This window comes from Bisbaumannia salifodinae, assembly GCF_055388505.1.
This window is the reverse complement of sequence record NZ_AP043781.1, coordinates 422,469-442,626: the sequence shown is the minus strand read 5'-3', so window position 1 is coordinate 442,626 and position 20,158 is coordinate 422,469. Positions and strand designations below refer to the sequence as shown.

General features: G+C 65.6%; 17 protein-coding genes and 2 pseudogenes. 15 read left to right on the top strand and 4 right to left on the bottom strand.

Annotated features, from left to right (window positions below):
- Nucleotides 1-108 precede the first annotated feature (108 nt).
- From ACZ5EF_RS02100 to ACZ5EF_RS02085, 4 genes are read left to right on the top strand one after another with little or no spacing between them, the layout of a single operon-like run.
- Nucleotides 109-1,554, top strand: a complete 1,446-nt coding sequence (locus ACZ5EF_RS02100; RefSeq protein WP_464122747.1) for an ABC transporter substrate-binding protein — start codon at nt 109-111, stop codon at nt 1,552-1,554.
- A gap of 59 nt (nt 1,555-1,613) precedes the next feature.
- Complete coding sequence (locus tag ACZ5EF_RS02095; RefSeq protein WP_346062708.1) at nt 1,614-2,666, top strand: ABC transporter ATP-binding protein; 1,053 nt, start codon at nt 1,614-1,616, stop codon at nt 2,664-2,666.
- On the top strand, nt 2,663-3,607 hold the full coding sequence (locus ACZ5EF_RS02090; RefSeq protein ID WP_346062709.1) for a carbohydrate ABC transporter permease: 945 nt from the start codon (nt 2,663-2,665) through the stop codon (nt 3,605-3,607). The genes ACZ5EF_RS02095 and ACZ5EF_RS02090 overlap by 4 nt, the downstream gene beginning before the upstream one ends.
- Before the next feature lie 12 nt (nt 3,608-3,619).
- Nucleotides 3,620-4,459: a carbohydrate ABC transporter permease gene (locus ACZ5EF_RS02085; RefSeq protein WP_346062710.1), complete on the top strand. Its 840-nt coding sequence runs from the start codon at nt 3,620-3,622 to the stop codon at nt 4,457-4,459.
- A 114-nt stretch (nt 4,460-4,573) separates the two neighbouring features.
- On the opposite strand, the gene ACZ5EF_RS02080 is transcribed toward ACZ5EF_RS02085, so the two are convergent.
- A complete protein-coding gene (locus tag ACZ5EF_RS02080; protein WP_346062711.1) occupies nt 4,574-5,407 on the bottom strand; it encodes a MurR/RpiR family transcriptional regulator in 834 nt (277 codons plus the stop codon).
- 149 nt (nt 5,408-5,556) lie between these two features.
- On the opposite strand from ACZ5EF_RS02080, the gene ACZ5EF_RS02075 reads away from it, so the two are divergent.
- From ACZ5EF_RS02075 to ACZ5EF_RS02045, 7 genes are all read left to right on the top strand, one after another.
- Complete coding sequence (locus ACZ5EF_RS02075) at nt 5,557-6,609, top strand: polyamine ABC transporter substrate-binding protein (protein ID WP_346062712.1); 1,053 nt, start codon at nt 5,557-5,559, stop codon at nt 6,607-6,609.
- A 60-nt stretch (nt 6,610-6,669) separates the two neighbouring features.
- Nucleotides 6,670-7,782 (top strand): ABC transporter ATP-binding protein, encoded by a 1,113-nt coding sequence (locus tag ACZ5EF_RS02070; RefSeq protein ID WP_346062713.1) that lies wholly within the window; start codon nt 6,670-6,672, stop codon nt 7,780-7,782.
- A gap of 9 nt (nt 7,783-7,791) precedes the next feature.
- Nucleotides 7,792-8,751, top strand: a complete 960-nt coding sequence (locus ACZ5EF_RS02065) for an ABC transporter permease (RefSeq protein ID WP_346062714.1) — start codon at nt 7,792-7,794, stop codon at nt 8,749-8,751.
- Nucleotides 8,748-9,626: an ABC transporter permease gene (locus ACZ5EF_RS02060; protein WP_346062715.1), complete on the top strand. Its 879-nt coding sequence runs from the start codon at nt 8,748-8,750 to the stop codon at nt 9,624-9,626. The genes ACZ5EF_RS02065 and ACZ5EF_RS02060 overlap by 4 nt, the downstream gene beginning before the upstream one ends.
- A complete protein-coding gene (locus ACZ5EF_RS02055; RefSeq protein WP_346062716.1) occupies nt 9,619-10,764 on the top strand; it encodes a DmpA family aminopeptidase in 1,146 nt (381 codons plus the stop codon). The genes ACZ5EF_RS02060 and ACZ5EF_RS02055 overlap by 8 nt, the downstream gene beginning before the upstream one ends.
- Before the next feature lie 102 nt (nt 10,765-10,866).
- Complete coding sequence (locus tag ACZ5EF_RS02050) at nt 10,867-12,087, top strand: HTH domain-containing protein (RefSeq protein ID WP_346062717.1); 1,221 nt, start codon at nt 10,867-10,869, stop codon at nt 12,085-12,087.
- Between the two features lie 33 nt (nt 12,088-12,120).
- Nucleotides 12,121-12,756, top strand: a complete 636-nt coding sequence (locus ACZ5EF_RS02045; protein WP_346062718.1) for a Vgb family protein — start codon at nt 12,121-12,123, stop codon at nt 12,754-12,756.
- Nucleotides 12,757-12,998: 242 nt separating this feature from the next.
- On the opposite strand, the gene ACZ5EF_RS02040 is transcribed toward ACZ5EF_RS02045, so the two are convergent.
- A complete protein-coding gene (locus ACZ5EF_RS02040) occupies nt 12,999-13,673 on the bottom strand; it encodes an NADPH-dependent F420 reductase (RefSeq protein ID WP_346062719.1) in 675 nt (224 codons plus the stop codon).
- The gene (locus ACZ5EF_RS02035) at nt 13,670-15,247 is read right to left on the bottom strand and encodes an MFS transporter (RefSeq protein WP_346062720.1); all 1,578 of its coding nucleotides are present in this window, start codon (nt 15,245-15,247) and stop codon (nt 13,670-13,672) included. The genes ACZ5EF_RS02040 and ACZ5EF_RS02035 overlap by 4 nt, the downstream gene beginning before the upstream one ends.
- Nucleotides 15,248-15,420: 173 nt before the next feature.
- On the opposite strand from ACZ5EF_RS02035, the gene ACZ5EF_RS02030 reads away from it, so the two are divergent.
- The 4 genes and pseudogenes from ACZ5EF_RS02030 to ACZ5EF_RS02015 form a co-directional block, all read left to right on the top strand.
- On the top strand, nt 15,421-16,338 hold the full coding sequence (locus ACZ5EF_RS02030; protein WP_346062721.1) for a LysR family transcriptional regulator: 918 nt from the start codon (nt 15,421-15,423) through the stop codon (nt 16,336-16,338).
- Between the two features lie 81 nt (nt 16,339-16,419).
- A complete protein-coding gene (locus ACZ5EF_RS02025; RefSeq protein ID WP_346062722.1) occupies nt 16,420-18,120 on the top strand; it encodes a hypothetical protein in 1,701 nt (566 codons plus the stop codon).
- A gap of 291 nt (nt 18,121-18,411) precedes the next feature.
- Nucleotides 18,412-18,555 (top strand): annotated as a pseudogene (locus ACZ5EF_RS02020) (IS481 family transposase); the annotation flags it as partial.
- Between the two features lie 13 nt (nt 18,556-18,568).
- Nucleotides 18,569-18,679: pseudogene (locus tag ACZ5EF_RS02015) on the top strand (IS5/IS1182 family transposase); the annotation flags it as partial.
- Nucleotides 18,680-18,815: 136 nt separating this feature from the next.
- Here the strand turns inward: ACZ5EF_RS02015 and ACZ5EF_RS02010 are convergent.
- Complete coding sequence (locus tag ACZ5EF_RS02010; protein ID WP_346062723.1) at nt 18,816-20,030, bottom strand: MFS transporter; 1,215 nt, start codon at nt 20,028-20,030, stop codon at nt 18,816-18,818.
- Nucleotides 20,031-20,158: the final 128 nt, after the last annotated feature.

Sequence of the window (20,158 nt, the reverse complement as noted above, 5' to 3'; positions counted from 1 at the left end):
ATCCGGGGCAGCCCCCGAGGGATCCCCCGGTTTTCCCGCGCGGCGTTTTGACAGCCCCCCGCCACCACCTAGACTGGAATCAGAGACATTCCATCGAGAGGTGTCAGTATGTTGCGCCACAGCATACGGGACCGTCTCCTTGCCCTGCGCGGGGCGAGCCTTGCCGCGGGCGCTGCGTTCGCCCTGGCCATGCAGCCCTCGACCGCCCTCGCGCAGAACGAGCCCTCCGATCCCGAATTCCGCACCAGTTACGGGGACATGACCTTCCCCGAGCAGTTCCCCGACGGCACCGCCATCAGCCTCACCCAATGGAGCCATTTCGTGCCGCGCTATGACGAATGGTTCCGGGAATACGCCCAGCACTGGGGCGAAGCGCACAACGTCGAGGTCACGGTGAACATGATCAACCTCGCCGACCTGACGTCGACGCTCTCGGCCTCCATCGCCGCCGGAGAGGGTGCCACGGTCTTCGAGATGGTGGCCCCACCCACGGCGTTCATCGACGGCCTGCAGTCGTTGGCAGACGTCAACCAGGCCGCGGCGGAAGCCTTCGGCGAGCGCACCGACACCTGCGAGCGCTCCAGCTATCTGCCCGCCACCGACACCTGGTACGGCTTCTGCCATGGCTGGGTGCCCGACCCCGGCGACTATCGACGCTCGCTGTGGGCCGACGCCGGCTTCCCCGAGGGACCCGTGACCTACCAGGACCTGCTCGAGGGCGGTGCCAGGATCTTCGAGGACACCGGCCTCCCGGTGGCGGTGGGCATGTCGCCGGAGATCGACTCCGAGTTCTATGCCCGCGCGTTGATCTGGTCCTATGGCGGCTCGATCCAGGACGAGAACGGCAACGTGACCTTCGACTCGCCCGAGGTGCTCGAGGCGGTGCGCTTCCAGAAGGAGCTGTTCGACAGCGCCATGACGCCGGAGGTCTTCGCCTGGAACGCGGCCTCCAATAACCAGACCTTTATCGGCGGCCGCGCCTCCTACATCCAGAACTCCATCTCCTTCTATCGCAGCGCCCAGGAGTCGGCCCCGGAGGTCGCCGCGGACACCGGCTTCCGACCGGGTCTGCAGGGCCCCGGCGGCGAGGTGAGGATGCCGTCTCATGTGTGGTTCATCGACGTGATCCCCGACTACGTGACGGACCCCGACGAGCTGGCCGCGGCCCAGAAGTTCATGCTCGACCTGGAGAACAACTACGCCAGCGCCTCCTACTACTCGAAGTTCTACAACTTCCCGGCCTTCCCGTCGCGCAGCGAGTCGCTGTTCGCCGAGGACGGCTGGCTGAGCGACGATCCCTGGGGCGCCGAGCCGCCGGACAAGCTGGCCCTGCTCAGGACCGCGGAGGAGTGGACCGCCTGGCTCGGCTATCCCGGCTACGCCAACCCGGCGATCAGCGAGGTGTACGAGTCCCATCTGCTCTCCAGCATGATGGCCGACGTCGCCCGCGGCGAGAAGACGCCGGAACAGGCGATCGCCGACACCCACGCCGAGATCGAGGAGATCTTCGCCAAGTGGCGTGAACGCGGGATGATCGGTAGCGGCAGCGACTGATGACCGCCGGCCGGTCCGTTCCCGGGCCGGCCGCGGCATCCCCCTGACGACGAGCACCTATGGCGATTCTGACGACGCGGGCACTGAAGAAACACTACGGTCGCATCATCGCCGTGGACGGGGTCGACATGGAGACCCGCGATGGCGAGCTGCTCGCCGTGCTCGGCCCCTCCGGCTCGGGCAAGACCACCCTGATGCGCCTGGTCGCCGGCCTCGAGGAGCCCAGCGCCGGCGAGCTGTTCATCGACGGGCAGTCCATCGTCGGCATCCCCCCGCGCCGCCGCAACATCGCCATGGTGTTCCAGAACTATGCGCTCTACCCCAACATGACGGTGCGCGACAACATCCTCTTCCCGCTGCGCGCGCGCCAGGCGCCGCCGGACGAGCAGCGGCGCCAGCTGGACTGGGTGGCCGGCATCCTCGAGATCAGCGACCTGCTCGACCGCCGCCCGACCCGGCTATCGGGCGGCCAGAGCCAGCGCGTGGCGCTGGCCCGGGCCATGGTGCGTACCCCCGACCTCTTCCTGTTCGACGAGCCGCTGAGCTCGCTGGATGCGCAGATCCGCAGCCAGGCCCGCGGCGAGCTGCGCGAGCTCCACGACCGCACCCGCATCACCACCCTCTACGTGACCCACGATCAGACCGAGGCCCTGGGGCTGGCCGATCGCATCATGGTCATGGAGAAGGGCATCGTCCACCAGATCGGCACGCCCCAGCAGCTCTACTACGACCCCGCCGACACCTTCGTCGCCGGCTTCATCGGCGACCCGCCGATGAACCTGCTGCCTCGCGACGGGCGCCTGATCGGCGTGCGTCCGGAGCATTTCCATCTCGCCGCCGAGGCGCCGGGCGACGAGGTCGCCCTGGAACTCGACATCGAGGTCGAGCACCTCGAATTCCTGGGGGCGGAATGGCTGATCTACGGTGTGGTACGCCGCGGTGTCACCAAGCAACCGCGACCGCCGCGGGTCATCGGCCGCCTGCGCCAGGCCGCCGTGCCCTCGCTTGCCACCGGCGAGACCTACCACTTCGTGGTGACCCGCAGCGATGCCTGCTTCTTCGATCCCGAGACGGGCCAGCGGCTCTCGGCAGCCAAGGTGGCGGTGGCATGAACGCCGGGCCCGATGGCGCCCTGGCCCGCCTGGCGCTGGCCCTCGAGCGCCCGCGGGTGCTGGGCGCCCTGATGCTCGCGCCGGCGGTGCTCTATGTGGTGGCCTTCGTGGCCGTGCCCTTCTTTATCGCCATCGCCCTAAGCGTGAGCGATGCCACGGTCGGCGATCCGCGCATCGACACCTTCGTCGGCCTGGACAACTTCATCGCCGTCCTCGGCCAGTCGGGCTTTCGCCTGGCGCTGCGCAACAGCCTGCTGATCACCACCCTCACGGTGCTGATCCTGCTGGTACTGGCGACCACCGCCGTCGAGCTGCTGGCCCGCGACTTCCGCGGCAAGCGGCTGGTCCAGGTGCTGTTCATGATCCCCTGGGCGATGCCGGTGTCGCTGTCGGCGATCACCTGGCTGTGGGTACTGGACTCCCAGTACAGCCCCATCGACTGGGTGCTGGTGCAGATCGGGCTGCTCGGCCCGGGCGGCACCTTCGGCCCCTCCTGGAACCTCTTCTACCTGGGCCGGGAGGGCCTGGCGATCGCCTCGATCGTGCTGGTCGACGTGTGGCGAACGCTGCCGCTGGCGACCATCATCGTGCTGGCCGGGCGCCTGTCGATTCCCCGCGAGCGCCTCGAGCAGGCGCAGCTCGACGGCGCCGGCTTCTTCCGCATCCTGTTCCGCATCATCATCCCGGCGCTGGCCCCGGTGCTGACCGTGGCGATCCTGTTCACCGCCCTGCTGGTGATCGGCGAGATGTCGACCATCGCCCTGCTGACCCGCGGCGGCCCCGGCCACAGCACCCAGATCCTGCCGCTCTGGGCCTACCTCAAGGGCATCAACAGCGGCGACCTGGGCCAGGGCGCGGCCATCGCCCTGTTCCTGTTCCCGGTGCTGCTGGCGGCGGCGATCGTGGCGCTGCGCTTCGCCTATCGCGCGGGCAAGGACTAAGGGGGAAAGGCCATGCGAACCGCCGCACGCAAGCCCCTCTTCTACGCCGCCATCACCCTGCTGGTGCTGTTCACCACCCTGCCGGTGCTGTACGCGGTGATCACCATCTTCAAGCGCGAGAGCGAGCTCTACCGCTTCGGCTCCAACCCCTTCATCTACGAAACCTCGCCGACCCTGGACCACCTGATCTACCTGTTCACCGACACGGCCTTCCCCACCTTCGCCGTCAACTCCATCATCATCGGGCTATTGGTGGTGGCCATCACCGTGGCGCTGGCCGTGCCGGCGGCCTACGCCCTGGCGCGGCTGACCGGCCACTGGGGCGAACGCTCCGGCATGGCGATCTTCCTCGTCTACCTGATCCCCCCCACCCTGCTGTTTATCCCGCTGTTCCGCATCGTGGTGGCGCTGGGGCTGGCCAACAGCATCTGGTCGCTGGTACTGGTGCTGCCGACCATCACCATTCCCTTCTGCACCTGGCTGCTGCTGGGATTCTTCCGCTCGATACCACCGCAACTGGACGAGGCCGCGCTGCTGGATGGCTGCACCCGCCTCCAGGCGTTCTGGAAGGTGGTGCTGCCCCAGGCCCTGCCCGGCATCGGCGCCTGCATCGTCTTCGCCTTCTCGCTGTCGCTGTCCAACTACATCTACGCGGTGACCTTCGTCAGCGAATCGGCGGCGCGCAACATCAGCGCCGGGGTACCCACCGAGCTGATCCGCGGCGACGTCTACTTCTGGCCGTCGCTGATGGCCGCCACCACGGTGGTGGCGATCCCCCTCGGCATCGCCTACGGCCTGCTGTTCGACTACCTGGTGCGCGGCTTCCAGAGCGCCGGCGCCGGTGGGGAATGATCGATCCAGCGTGGCTCGGCGATCGCATCCAGCTCCGCCATCCATGCGACCCCGTGATGATGCCGGCGCTGTAAACTGGCGAAGAACCCCCTGAAGGATGGCGGGGCCACGCCCTCAGCGATACAGCTTCAGCGCCCGGACGCGCTCCTGGTAGGTCTGAAGCCGCTGCTTGAGCTCGCCCCGGCGCCGTGAGGCGATGCCGTGTACCAGGAAGTTCAGCGCCGTGGTCAGGCCGCCGGTCGACTCGAGGATCAGGCCGGTCTTGGTCTGCATGGTGATCAGGTGCGGCGTGGTGACGTGCTGGGCGATGCCGTATTCGTCGGCGAACACCACCAGCTCGGCATCGCGCCTCACGCACTCCTGGGCGAAGGTGATCCCCGCCTCGGCATAGGGGGCGATATCGACCAGGATCAGGCAACTGCGCTCCTTGTTGCAGTCGAGCCAGGGCCCCATCACGCCGCCATAGAGGTTGAGGAACTCCACCCCGGGGCGCACCAGCGCCAGGCGGTTGGAGAAATCCTCGGCCAGGCCGCTGACCGTCTGGAAGCCGCAGACGAAGACTTTCTCCGCCGCATCGACCACGTCGAGCATCGCCTTCCAGCGCGGTGACTCGAGCTGCTTGGCGAGGTCCAGCAGGGCCTCGATCTCGCGGCCGATCGGCTCGCCGAGGTCGCTTCCCGGCCGCTCGACCCGCGCGATCAGGGCGGGGTTGAGCAACGACTGCACCCGCACCTGATCGCGCAACTCCTCCTTCAGGCTCTTCAGGCCGGTATAGCCCAGGCGGCGCAGGAAGCGGCTCACCGTATTGGGGCTCACCCCGCTCTTGCGGGCCAGGCTCTCGCCGTTCTCGAACACCATATCGTCGAGATTCGCCTGGATATAGGCCGCCAGCGTTCGCTCGGCCGGTGGTAACTCATTGAGCTGACTTTCCAGTTTCTCGGAGAACATGCCTCTACCTTGAGCGTGCGTGATGACAGAGATCTACCTTGCAATGGTAGAACTCTGTCTTATAATCATCAAAAGACATACTCCTGTCATTGCAGTGACAGAGCCCGTCGCCCACTCCGGGCCATCCAACAACAACAAGGAGGCATCACATGCCCTGTCCCATCCTGCGCTACCTGCCCGCGCCCCGGCTGCTGGGGGCGCTCGGCCTAGGCACCCTCACCCTCTCGCCGGCCTTCGCCGACGGTCAACTGCACCTCTACAACTGGGGGGACTATATCAACCCCGCCGTGCTCGAGCGATTCAGCGAGGAGTACGACGTCCGGGTCACCCTGGACACCTACGGCAGCAACGAGGAAATGCTCGCCAAGCTCCAGGCCGGCGCCTCGGGTTACGACCTGGTCTTCCCCTCGGTGCATATGCAGGACATCCTCTTCCAGCTCGAGCTGATCGCCCCGACCGGGATCAATCAGAGCGAGGCCTTCGGCAATATCGACCCCGACTTCCTGCGGGCCCGGACCGACCCCGAGGGCGAGTACTGCCTGCCCTATGCCTGGGGCACGGTGGGCATCTTCTACAACCGCAATGCGGTCGAGGAGATGAACTCCTGGGAGGACTTTTTCGCCGCCGCCCGTGACGGCCAGCGGGTGGCGATGCTCGATGACATGCGCGAGACCCTGGGCGTGGCGCTGATCGCCAACGGCGACTCGGTCAATACCGACGAGGCGGACGCCCTGACCCGCGCCGGCGACTACCTGATCGAGCGCCGGCCGCTGATCTCCGCCTTCACCTACGACGTGGTGCCCATGGTGCAGTCCGGCGACCTGGCCGCCGCCCACTACTTCGTCGGCGCCATGATGTACGTCGATGAGGCCCCGGAAGACCTGGCCTACGTGATCCCCGAGGAGGGGGCCACCCTCTACCAGGAAAACCTCTGCCTGCTGCACGACGCCCCCAACCGGGACAACGCCATCCGCTTCATGGAGTTCCTGCTGCGCCCCGAGATCGCCGCGCTCAATGCCCGCCAACAGAAGCACGGCACCCCCAATCGCGAGGCCCTGGCGCTGCTGCCCGACGAGCTGCGCAATAACCCGGCGATCTACCCGCCCGAGGAGGTCATGGCGCGGCTGCAGGTCTTCGAGGACCTGGGCGCCGCCGTGCGCCGCTACGACCGCACCTGGATGCGCGTGCGCACCGCCCAGTAAGCCCCTTCCCAGAGCCCATGGATCGACGGCGCCCAGCGGGTGCCGTCCCAGGAGTGCCCGATGAAAGCCATCACCCCCGAGGCGCCGGTCGTCGAGATTCGCCGCGCCATCAAGCAGTTCCGTACCCCCGAAGGCCAGCGGATTGCCGCCCTGGCCGGCATCGACCTGAGCGTGGGGGCCAGGGAGTTCGTCACCCTGCTGGGCCCCTCCGGCTGCGGCAAGACCACCCTGCTGCGCACCATCAGCGGCTTCGAGGCCCTCGACGAGGGCTCGATCCATATCCAGGGCCGGGAGATGAACCGCATCCCGCCCCACGCCCGGCCGGTCAATACCGTCTTCCAGAGCTATGCGCTCTTTCCCCATCTCTCGGTGGGCGAGAACGTCGGCTATGGCCTCTCGGTGCGCGGGGTGCCGAAACGCGAGCGCCAGCAGCGGGTCGGCGAGGCCCTGGAGATGGTCGGCATGAACGGCCTGCAGCAACGCAGCCCCGGCCAGCTCTCCGGCGGCCAGCAGCAGCGCGTGGCCCTGGCCCGGGCGATCATCAATCGCCCCGCCCTGCTGCTGCTCGACGAGCCGCTCTCGGCCCTGGACCGCCACCTGCGCCAGACCATGCAGCGCGAGCTCAAGAGCCTGCAGAACGAGCTGGGCATCGCTTTCGTGTTCGTGACCCACGACCAGGAGGAGGCGCTGACCATGTCGGACCGCATCGTGGTGCTCAACGGCGGCCATATCCAGCAGCAGGGCAAGCCCACCGAGATCTACGACCGCCCAGTGAATGCCTTCGTCGCCGAGTTCATCGGCGAGAGCAACCGCTTCCGGGGCACCCTCGAGGCGGGTGACGGCGGGCTCGGCCGGCTGCGCCTGGCGGACGACGAGCCCCTGGTCCTGCGACGGCCGGCCCAATCCGCGACGGGCGAGCTGCAGGTGATGCTGCGCCCCGAGCAGTTCTGCGTGCACCCGCCCTGTGCCGACCGCTACGCCAGCCTGAAGGGGCGGCTCACCGCCAAGGCCTTCGTCGGCCGCGACCTGGAGATCATCCTCGAGACCCGCGGTGGCCAGCCGATCAAGGCGGCCCTGCGCGGCCACGACGGCCAGACCCTGGCCGGGCGCGAGCTCGGCGACGAGGTCGCCCTGTGGTACGCCATCGACGCCCCCCATGTGATCGCGGCCTAGGAGGCGACCATGAGCACGACGCAACTGACCTCGACCCTCGCCGCCGGCGCCGCCCCCAAGGCCCGGCCCCACCGCCCACGCTGGGGCCTGATCGCCCTGCTCGGCCCGGTGACCGCCTTCCTCGGCGTCTTCTTCTTTATGCCACTGGCCATCATGGCGGTGTTCAGCCTGCTGGAGCCCGGCCTCTACGGCGGCGTGGTGTGGAACTTCTATGCGGATAACTTCGGCCGCATCCTCGGCTGGGCCAACGGCCCCATCGAGGAGTTCGATCCGGTCTACCTGGGCATCCTGATGCGCTCGCTGCGCATCGCCCTGATCACCGCCGCCCTCTGCCTGCTGGTCTGCTACCCGGTGGCCTTCTGGGTCAGCCGGCTGCCGCCCCGGCGGCGCAACTTCTGCCTGTTCCTGATCACCCTGCCCTTCTTCGCCAGCCTGATCGTGCGGCTCTATGCCTGGGTGCTGATCCTGCGCCCCTCGGGCGCGCTCAACGGCCTGCTGGCCTGGCTGGGGATCAGCGACGCCCCGGTGGGCCTGATCTACACCGAGGCCGCGGTGCTGATCGGCCTGGTCTATATCATGGCCCCCTTCATGTTCCTGCCGCTCTACGCCAGCATCGAGAAGCTCGATCGCGGCCTGATCGAGGCCTCCTACGACCTGGGCGCCGGCCGTATCACCACCTTCCGCCGGGTGACCCTGCCGCTCACCCTGCCCGGCATCATCGGCGGCTCCATCCTGGTGTTCATCCCCACCCTGGGCAACTTCATCGTGCCCTCGCTGCTCGGCGGCGCCCAGGTGCTGATGATCGGCAACCTGATCGAGCAGCAGTTCCTCCAGGCCCGCAACTGGCCCTTCGGCGCGGCCCTGGCGATGCTGGTGATGAGCGTGGTGCTGGGCCTGCTGATGCTCTATGTGCGCGCCACCCTGCGCCGCCAGGCCACGGGCACCCCCGGCAAGGAGGCCCAGGCATGAAGACGCTGCTTATCCACGTCAGGAAGCGCCTGCTCACCGGCTACGGCCTGCTGTTCTTCGCCTTCCTCTACGCGCCGATCCTGCTGATCGTGGCCTACTCGTTCAACTCCAACCCCATCAACATGATGGTCTGGCACGATGTCACCCTGGACTGGTATCGCGCGATCTTCGGCCTCTCCCACCAGCTCGGCGACAGCGAGCTCTACGCGGACTCCACCGACCAGTTGCTCGCCGCGACGCGCACCAGCCTGATCGTCGCCCTGACGACCACGTTGCTCGCGACCCTGGTCGGCACCCTGACCGCCCTGGCGGTGGCCCGCTACCGCTTCCGCCTGCAGGGCTTCTATCGCTTCCTGCTGTTCATGCCCATGGTGATGCCCGATATCGTGCTGGGCATCGCCCTGCTGATCTTCTTTATCAGCGTGGGCATGCCGCTGGGCACCGGCTCGATCATCATCGGCCACTGCACCTTCCTGATCAGCTATGTGTTTATCGTCGTCAGCGCGCGGCTGGCGGGGCTGGATACCCGCCTCGAGGAGGCCTCCGCCGACCTCGGCGCGGGCCCCTGGACAACCTTCCGGCGCATCACCCTGCCGCTGATCGCCCCCGGCGTCATCGGCGGCGCCATGCTCGCCTTTATCATCTCGATGGACGACCTGGTGATCACCTATTTCATCTCCGGCGTCGACTCCACCACCCTGCCGGTATTTATCTACGGCCTGATCCGCCGCGGCATCAAGCCCGAGATCAACGCCATCGCCACCCTGCTGCTGCTCGCCTCCCTGGCGATCGCCGCCATCGGCCTCTACCTGCGCAACAAGCAGCACGCCGCCACGCCAGCCACCCCCGACAAGACCGATCCTGCCAATGACTAAGACCCTGACTCCGCCGCGCCGCGGCCGCGATCTCGGCCTGCCGTTTCCCGGCACCCCGGGGCCGTACAACGCCATCACCGACGTGCCCGGCATCCATGTCGGCTACGCCACCATCGACCGCCCCACCACGGCCCCGGGGCGCTGGGCCAAGACCGGGGTGACCGCCATCCTGCCCCGGGGCTTCGCCCGGGAGCCGCAGCCGGTGTGGGCCGGCTACCATGCCCTCAACGGCAACGGCGAGATGACCGGCACCCACTGGATCGATGACGGCGGCTACTTCGTCGGCCCGCTGTGCATCACCAACTCCCATGGCGTCGGCATCACCCACCACGCCACGGTGCGCTGGATGATCGAGCACTACGCCGAGCGCTGGCACCACCACCACCTATGGGCCATGCCGGTGATCGCCGAGACCTACGACGGCGTACTCAACGACATCAACGGCCTGCACGTGCGCGAGGAGGATGCCCTGGCGGCGATCCGCGGCGCCCGCTCCGGCCCCCTCGCCGAGGGCAACGTGGGTGGCGGCAACGGCATGATCTGCTACGAGTACAAGGGCGGCACCGGCACCGCCTCGCGGCGCCTCAGCGTCGACGGCCGGGACTACACCCTGGGCGTGCTGGTGCAGGCCAACCATGGCATCCGCGACTGGCTGCAGGTGCTCGGCGTGCCCCTGGGGGAGACCCTGGGCGACGACCACCGCCTCCCCGGACTCGACAGCGAACGGGGCTCGATCATCGCGGTGCTGGCCACCGACGCCCCTATGATGCCCCACCAGCTCAGGCGCCTGGCCAAGCGCGCCGGCCTCGGCATCGGCCGCGGCGGTACCCCCGGCGGCAACAACTCCGGCGATATCTTCCTCGCCTTCAGCACCGCCAACCCGCGCCCACTGCCGCAGCTCGCCGAGGCCCACCAGGCCTTCGCCTACCTTAACGACGAGGTCTTCGACCCCTTCTACCTGGCCGCGGTGGAGGGCGTCGACGAGGCCATCGTCAACGCCATGCTCGCCGCCGAGGACGCCCCGACCCAGCGCCCCCGGGGCGGCATCTGCAAGGCGATCTGCCCCGACACCCTGGTCGAACTGGTCACGGGGCGGCGCCGACACCGGGCCCAGCCCGAACCGTCCGGCACTCAGTAGCCTATCCTTGCCTATCGGGAAGCCAATGGAAGAGCCTGGCCATGGGATCCAGTGGCGACCGGGTGAACGAACGTTGGGAGTAACCAGTGTGGCGGGATTGCGATGGACTCGCTGATCACGGCCGCGGCCCGTGCGCTCGCGGCGGGTGATCCCCTCGGCGCCTTGAACCGCGTCGCCTTGCGCGACGATGCGCCGGCGCTCGCGCTGCGCGGCATCGCGATGGCACAGCTCGGCGAGCTCGATCGCGCGAAGGCGCTGCTGCGCAGTGCGGCGCGCGCCTTCGGTCCGAAGGAGGCCGTGGCCCGCGCGCGGTGTATCGTCGCCGAGGCCGAGATCGCGCTCGTCTCGCGCGACCTCGGCTGGCCCGCGAAGGCACTCGACACGGCGCGGGCGACGCTCGAGGCACATGGCGACCGGGTGAACGCCGCCCAGGCGCGCTACCTCGAGGCGCGGCGCCTGCTGCTGATCGGGCGCCTGGACGAGGCGGAGCAGGCGCTCGCCGACCTCAACTCTGCGCCTCTCCCGCCCGTCTTGCGCACGGCCCACGCGCTGGTGGTGGCGGGGATCGCGATACGCCGCCTGCACACGACGGCGGCACACGCCGCGCTCGCCCGGGCCGAGCGCGACGCACGCCTCGCCGGGATCCCGGCGCTGACGGCGGAGGTCGAAAGCACCGTTCGCGTGCTGACCACGCCCGCGGCACGCCTGATCGCGCGTGGCGAAGCGCGGCCCCTGCTGCTCGGGGAGGTCGAAGCCTTGCTGGCATCACAGGCCCTCGTCGTCGACGCCTGCCGCCACGTCGTGCGTGACGCCCACACGCGGATCTCGCTTGCCAGCCGCCCGGTACTGTTCGCGCTCGCCCGCCTGCTGGGCGAGGCCTGGCCGGGAGACGTGCCGAGGGGCACGCTTATCGCGCACGCCTTCCGCACCAAGTTCGCCGATGACTCGCATCGCGCGCGGCTACGCGTCGAAATCGGCCGGCTTCGCACGGAGCTTGAGCCACTGGCCGACGTGCGCGCGACGAAGCGAGGCTTCACGCTGGTGCCGCACCGCGCCGACGAGGTCGTGGTGCTGGCACGGCCGATCGAGGAGCCGCATGCCGCGCTGCTCGCCCTGCTCGATGACGGCGAGCCGTGGTCGAGCTCGGCCCTGGCGCTGGCACTGGGTACCAGCCAGCGCACCGTGCAGCGCGCCCTCGACTCGCTGGCGGCGGCAGGCAAGGTGCAGGCGTTGGGTCGCGGGCGAGCGCGGCGCTGGATGACCCCGCCCGTGCCGGGATTCACGACAACCTTGTTACTCCCCGGTCCCTTTCCGGGTGCCTAGGATGAAGGCGTACACAACGCTCGGGAGAATTACATGAACCGTTCAACCGCCGAAATCCTCCGCGAATATGGCCCCTTTCCCGGCGTCGATGCCGTGCATGGCGTCACCTACGACGGCCGGCAAATCTGGTTTGCCACCGGCGACACCCTGACCGTCCTCGATCCGGCCAGCGGCGAGACGCGGCGCTCGGTCGATGTCGCCGCGCATGCCGGCACGGCCTTCGACGGGGAGCACCTGTTCCAGATCGCCGAGGACCGCATCCAGAAGATCGATCCGCAGACCGGCGCCGTGCTCGCCACGATCCCGGCGCCCCCCGGCGGCGGCAACTCCGGGCTCGCCTGGGCCGAAGGGTCGCTCTGGGTGGGGCAGTATCGGGACCGCAGGATCCAGCAGGTCGATCCCCAGTCAGGAGACATTCTTCGCACCATCGAGTCCAACCGCTTCGTCACCGGGGTCACCTGGGTCGACGGCGAACTCTGGCACGGCACCTGGGAAGAGGACTCGAGCGACTTGCGGCGCATCGATCCGCGCACGGGAGCGGTGCTGGAGAGTCTCGAGATGCCGCCCGGCGTGGGCGTATCCGGGCTCGAATCCGATGGCAATGATCGCTTCTTCTGCGGTGGCGGGGGCAGCGGAACGGTGAGAGCCGTCCGCCGACCACGCGGGTAAGGAGGCCTCCACTGCTACGCGATGGCCCCACCAGGCAAACGCCCCCCTTGAGGGCCATAGAGTACTCCGGCGGGCAGGCCGAGGCCTGGCCGGGACCGGAAGTCATCGCGGATGATGACCCGGTTGGCCAGGTTCTTCGGCATGCCCCACACGCTCACGATACAGGGCTCGCCACCGCGGCATTACCCGCTACTGCGCAATAGCGTTGCTCCCTTGCCGTGGCCGTCGCATCGCACTGGCCGTCAACCACGAATGCCCGTCTGATAGCGCCAATGCCCTTCTGGCATGACCGCATCCCGCGTCGTGGCAGCCAGCCTCTGCGCCAGCATGGCCTTGTCCAACGGCACGCAATAGACGGGCCTGCGCCGTTCGAATCGCCAGCCTTCCGCGAGCGGCCCCGCATCCACGGCGTCATAGCCAATCTCGTTGAGGACCCCGATGGCGGTCTGCTTGGCCTCGCCGTCGTCGCCCGCAATGGGAAGCGCCCGGCGATCCGCTGCACCGCCAGGCCGGGCATCCGGTACCACGTCCTCCACCAGGATGGAGTTCAACGCCTTGACCACGTGCGACTGCGGCAGATGCCGCGCCAGCAGTTCCGCCGTCGTCAGTGCCCCGTTCTCCAATTCTGGGATGCGCCCGAAGTGGGGAAAATAGTTCTGCGGATTGAGCACGACCTTACCCGCCAGTGATGCCGCCGGAATGGCCCGATAGGCTTGAAGCGGTATGGCCGCGAAGACCACATCCCCGAATGCTGCTGCCTCGCGGATACTGCCAACCTCGCAGCCCAGTGCTTCACGCAGACCCAACAGGCTTCGTGGCCCTCTTGAGTTGCTCGCCATGACGCGATGACCTGCCTTGAGCGCCAACCGGCCCACTGCCTGGGCCATGTGCCCGGCACCGATGATTCCAAGATTCATGGCGTGTTCTCCCATGCCGACTGCCCTTGCCGGGTCCCTGGATCATCGCTACCCCGCTGCGCTGTCTTGCCGGGCGAGAAGGTGAGATAGCTGCCCAGAGCCAGCAGAAAAGCACTGGCTGCGCCGTACACCATGACCCAGCCGAACCCTGACACCAGGGCGGCATTGATGGCCTCGCCGGGTGCCGCGATATGGGACAGCAAGGCTGGGTTCTGCTCCAGCACCCGGACATCACCGGCGGCAATCTTTTCCGCGAACAGTCGCAGGCCGGTGCTGTCGGGCACATTCAGCGTGTTTCGTAGATACGCCATGATGCCTTCCACCAGGATGAATCCCATCACCGCGATGTTGAAGGCCAGCGAAATCATCCTGGCGCTGGTATCCGCGCCCGACGCCATGCCTGCGCGCTCGGCCGCAACGGATACGGTGATCGTATTGGTGGTGGTCGTATTGGTCAGGCCCAGGCCAATGCCGGCCAGCACGCATCCCGGCAGGATCAGCCAACCCGGCTGGGCGGAGACACTGCCGATCTTCATCAGCAAGAAGCCCAGGCCAAGAATCGATAGCCCCAGGGGAATCACGACGCCGGGCTGATAGCGCAGGGACAAGCGTTCCGCCAATGGGGGAATGAACAGCGTGGGCAACGTATAGGCCAGCAGGGCCAGGCCCGTCTGCACGCTGTCGTAGCCCAGCCCGACGTGAAAATAGATCGGCAGGTAGATAATGAATGGCCAGAAGCTGAAGTTCTGCCCCATCGAACCGAGCAAGGCCCCGGAAAAGTTGCGCACCCTGAAGACCGAGAACTCGATCATCGGCCGGCGGCTGGTCTGCTCGGCGATGACGAATCCCACCAAGCTCACGACGGCCAGCCCGATGATGCCCAGCGCCGCCGGACTGGTGAATCCGAGGACCGGGCCTTGCGTCACGAACAGCACCAGGCAGAACACGGCGATGGAGAGCGTCACGATTCCGGCAATGTCCAGGCGCGTGGCCTGCGGGTCGCGCGACTCCAGCACGCCGACCTGGCTCAGGAACAGCGTGATGACGGCCAGGACCCCGTGGACCAGGAACACCCATTCCCAACTCGCCAGCGCCAGGATGGCACCACCGATGATCGGGCCAAAGCCCAGGCCGGCACCGAACACGATGCCCCACCAGGCGAAGGCCTTGCCGCGCTCGCGCCCGTCCCGGAACTGGTTGGACAGGATGGCGATCTGGCAGATCAGCATCATCGCCGCGCTCAGGCCCTGGAGAAAGCGGGCGACGATCAGGATGGCGGCGCTCTCGGTCAGCCCGCAAACGAGGGAGGTGACGCCGAACGCCACGATGCCGATGGTGAAGACGCGCTTGCGGCCGTAACGGTCGGCCAGCGTGCCGACGGCCATCAGGATGGTCGTCATGGCAATGGTATAGGCCGCCATGACCCACTGGAGCTGCCTGAAACTGGCTTGCATGACCTGCTCGATCGTCGACAGGATCGGCGGCACGCTGGAAATCTCCAGTCCCAGCATCAATGCGGACAAACAAACGGCGGCCAGGGCAAACGAGCCCTGAGATGAGGGTGAGGTAGTCATACGCAACCTTCTGAAAGACCTGGATAAGCAGCACCGCTGGGGGCCACCGGGAAACCCGCTGCCGCACGGCGATACCGGCGCGCACGGCACGTTCAGAAGGGATGCTAGGAAAGACTCATCTATTCGACAATGATATGGTTGAACATATCAGAGACAACAAATTCGGATAAAGCATGGGCAGACCGACGTTGGACGTGGAAGCGGTGCAGGCGTTCGTCACCATCGCCGATTTCCAGAGCTTCACCAGAGCGGCGGAAGCCCTGGGCACGACACAGGGCGCCATCAGCGTGAAGTTGAAGCGCCTGGAAGAACGGCTGGGCTGCAAGCTGATCGAGCGCACGCCCAGGCTGGTCCGTCTGTCCGCCCAGGGGGCCGTCTTCCTCAATGCCGCACGCGACTTCATTGCCGCCCACGAACGCGCGCTGGTCGCACTGTCCTGCGAATGCCGACGCTTCCGGCTCGGTATCGCCGAGCATGTGGCAGGACCGGAAATCCCGACCCTGCTGGCACGCCTGAACGAGCGCGATCCGGCGTTGACCATCGAAGTGCGCCTGGAAAACTCCCGCAGCCTGCTCGACGCCTTCGACAACGGCGAACTGGACGCGGTGATCGTACGCCAGGAAGACGACCACCGGGATGGCGAAGACCTCGGGCCGGAGCATTTTGGCTGGTTCGCCGCGCCGGGGTTCAACCAACGGCCCGGCGAACCGCTGCGGCTGGCGGCCTTGGCCCCCTGCTGTGGCGTGCGCGATATTGCCACGCGCGCTCTGGGTGGCGCAGGTATCCAATGGAGCGAAGTCTTCGTGGGTGGCGGTCATGCGGCCGTCATGGCAGCGGTCTCGGCGGGGTTAGCGGTCGCCGCCTTCTCCTGCCGTCTCGCGCCACCTGACACCATCGAAGTGGGTCAGCGATTGGGACTGCCTGAGCTGCCTTCATCCCGGATCATGCTGCACTCGACCTTATCGGATCGGCGCTCCCGCGAAGCCTTGCGGACGTTGGCCGCGGCATATCGGGAGCATCGTGCGCCGAAGCATGCCAGTGCAGAATGCCGACCGTTTGTATCAGATGGATGGCCCAGCAACGCTACTTGAAAAGGTCGACACCACTTCATCGGATAACCCAATCGCCATTGCCCTACCGCAGGAAGCGGCCTATTGACCAGGAAGTCAACAATGACATCGAATCAAATTTCCGACAGACGCGCTCTTGCCGCCACCAGCAGTACGCTGGCCTCGTTTCTCGCCCATGCCATCGGCACCCTGGCCAAGGAGATTCGGACGATAGAGCAGGAAATCCAACGCATCAATAGTTTGGTCTTGCAAAGCGAGGAGCAGGAGCGCCAGTCAGCCCTTGCGCCAACACGTAAACAGGCCGCAACATGCTGGAAACATTTCCGTCAGGTGAGACAGAAAAGCAGGCTAGGTTGGCTGCTCGCCCCCGTGCAAACTTTCCGGGCATGGCGCGACTGGCGGCATGCCCAAGACAAGCACGCGCAGGCCACCAACAATTTCGACGCACCTGACGCCCAGGCGCGCCGGACCAGGGACATCGCCGCACACAATCATGGCGTCAAAGAGCAACGTAATAAACGGTCCGCGCTGAACAAATCTCTGAAGTCCTATCGAGCACATCATATAGCGCTCACCAAATTTCAAAAAGCTGCTGCCGCGCCGATGGCCGCCGCATGTGGCGAGGGGTGGTTAGCCGCCGACTTCGCCGAGCTCTTCGGAAACGTCGTCGCGCTGGTGCAAGCAGGCCATCTGCCAGCGGCGACCAAACTTCTGGCGAAGCTCGTTTTCCAGATCCGTCCTTCCGCAGCGGTTTACGCACGCTGGCAGCAGGAGGCCCAGGAGATCCGGGACAAGGCCTATAGCGGCCATGCTGGCATTCCCGCCACAGGCGCCTTTACCGAAATCGCCGAGGCTTCGGCCAAACTTGCCGCCGCCTGCATGCTTGACGCACCTGCCAGGCAACTGGCGTCCTGCTCCCACCCGGCGGACCAGTGGCAATTGCTCCCATTGCTGGCGACATCGCCCCAGCGCTTCAGCGTCGATGTGCTCTGGACTATCTACTGGTCCATGTTCCAGTGCGCACAGCAGATGGCCGACTTCCTTTCTGACACCGAGGCGCATGAGGATCCGCTGAACGGCCGGTTCAGTACCTACCTCGAGTCTTGGCTGTCAGGATGGGCCGCCGAACGGATTCCAGAATTCGGCTATCCCAAGTCCTCATCTTATCTAGGCACGCTTCAACTCGCGAGCAAGACTGAAGAAGCTCGCGTGGGAGCCGACCTCGGCGTGATCATTTCACTGAACGTGGGTGGATTGAGATGCCGGAAGGCCGTGCTTTTGCAGGCCAAGCGAGCCAAACAAGGTATTGCTGACGTGGGTAGCGGCAAGGGGCAGCTCCCCAAGCTTTCCAGCTTGCCTCGAGCAGGCTACTACCTGTTCTACCATGAGTCACCGCCACCTCTGTATCCTCCAGTGCCAACCGTCAGTTCGGCGAAAGCCTTGCAGCAGTGTGTGCTCGATGCGCAGAAGGATCCTGGAGCCCGCTACCTTCCACTAGATGTACGAACCAACGGCTGGGACTGGGCCAGCTTCGTGAGCTTCGGCTTGTGCAATGCCACATCCGACCTGGGCGAACCGTTCGATACGGTTGAGGAAGCACTGAGTATCCTTGGCAGCGGCTCGGCTGGCCAGCTTCCCCGGCATCTGTATTTAGTGGCCATTGAGGACGAACCCTATGTCCGTGAGTTGAAAAAAAGGGTGCGCGAGTACTATCGCGACACGCCGGAAAAAACATACCAGAAGACTGCAGGCAGGCATCTACGATCTTCACGCTCTCACGATGGGCCAGAGTTTGGCCTGTAATGCTGAGCTATCACTCGCACAGCGCCCGCGCGATAGGCTGCTCGGTGTGGGCGCTATGCAGCGCCTTGCGGAGCACCACCACTGACGGCTTCGATGGCCTCGGCATCGCCGGCCGTTTCGGGACGAATGGTGGGATGCAGGGTATTAGGTGTATAGTCCAGGAAGTAGGGACGGGGTCTTCATTGTAGTACCGGTGAGGTGTGATGGTATTTACCTGACAGTCGGCCGTTGAAAGCAAAGTGGCCATAGTGCCCCCCCGTGGGTTATAGGACGAGTGTCTGACGCTCGACCATGACCACCGAGGAAAAAGTAGCACGACGCAAGCTCAGTCTCCTAGAGCTGGCCAAGGATCTACAGAACGTCAGCAAGGCCTGTAAGCCGATGGGGTACTCCCGTCAGAAGTTATATGAGATCCACCGCAACTACCAAACCTTCACTGATGTTGACATACAAGGGGTTGGCCAAGAACCAGGCCCAACTGTTCACCCTGTTCGTCCTCGGCAATCTGGTGCTGGCAGGACAATGCCAAGGGCACGCCGATGGGGCCAGTGCGTCTTGAATCTGGCCTGGCAGCCGGATACCCCGGCTGCCAGGGAAAATAGACCTCCTGAGGTGGTCAGCAAGTGATCGCTGACATGGTGTTTGGGCCTCGCTGATTGCTTCAAGTGCTTATGACTGAATTGTTCAGCGGTTCCCTAGTGATATGAATCTGGGAAACCGTGCCGACGTGCTGTGCATACGATCAGCAGTGTTGCCGTAAGCAGCACCAGCAGCGCGGGTGAGAAGGAACCGGAACCAAAGCGGTCCAGCAGTATCCCTCCAACTATGCCTCCGCCAGCAATAGCCAAATTCCAGGCCGTAACTAGCATAGACTGCGCGACATCCGCCGCTTCCTTAGCCGTCTTCGCGAGAGCCGTTTGGAACAGCGTTGCAGATCCGCCGAATGCAAGCCCCCAGACACCAACTGCGCCATAGACGGCAACTGGCACATCGCCGGCTACGCCAAGCACCAGTGCCGCTAATCCGAACAAGAAGGTGCTTGCGATAGTCAGCACACGAAGATGGCGGTCGATCAATACACCAATGACCCAGATGCCAATCAGCGCTGAAATTCCGAATACGAGCAAAACCAAATCGGTTCGCTCAGACATATCGGCATTAACCAGGAACGGTGCAATATAGGTGTAAAGGATGTTGTGCGCGAGCACAAAGGCCAGCACCACGAATAGCACCGGGCGGATACCCGGAAGGGTGAATACCTGCCTAAGCGTCAGCCGCTTACCCATGGCTTGGCCTGCGAAGTCCGGCACCTTCACACGGACCCACACGATTAGGATCAATGCCAGCAGACTCATGATTCCGAAGCAGGAACGCCAGCCCACCATCGTGCCAAGAAAAGTGCCCGCCGGGACACCCAGAGAAAGCGCCAACGGTGTCCCCACCATCGCAATTGCGATAGCGCGTCCCTTGAGATGCTCAGGTACCATGCGGGCGGCGTAGCCTGCCAATAGTGCCCACAGCAGACCTGCTGCCATGCCAGCGAGGAAGCGGGCCACCATCGTCAAGACGTAACTTGTGGAAAAAGTCGTTATTGTATTTGCTACAGCAAAGCCCACGATGGCAGTCAATAGCAAGGGCCGGCGCCGTACCCCCTGCGTGGCGGCCATCAACGGAATCGCGGCAACCAGAGAGCCGATAGCATAGAGGGTGACGAGCTGGCCAGCAAGCGACTCGGAAACCCCTAGCCCCTCTCCGATTTGGGGCAAAAGGCCCGCGGGCAAAGCCTCGGTCAAGATCGTGACGAACCCCGCTAATGAAAGTGCGAGCAAAGCTGTAATGGGCAGTCGATCCGATTGTGCAGTTTCGAGGTTGTCCGCATTTAAGCTACTCGTTTCCGATGTGGTCATCATAGTTTAACTCGCTTGTAGCGAAGGTGTCGCACTGTCGAACAGCGTGAAGCCAACGCATGTGAGGTTAGATGACCACATTAGTTATATTGACCAGCGGAGACAATAATGCTAATTTTCCGAACATATCG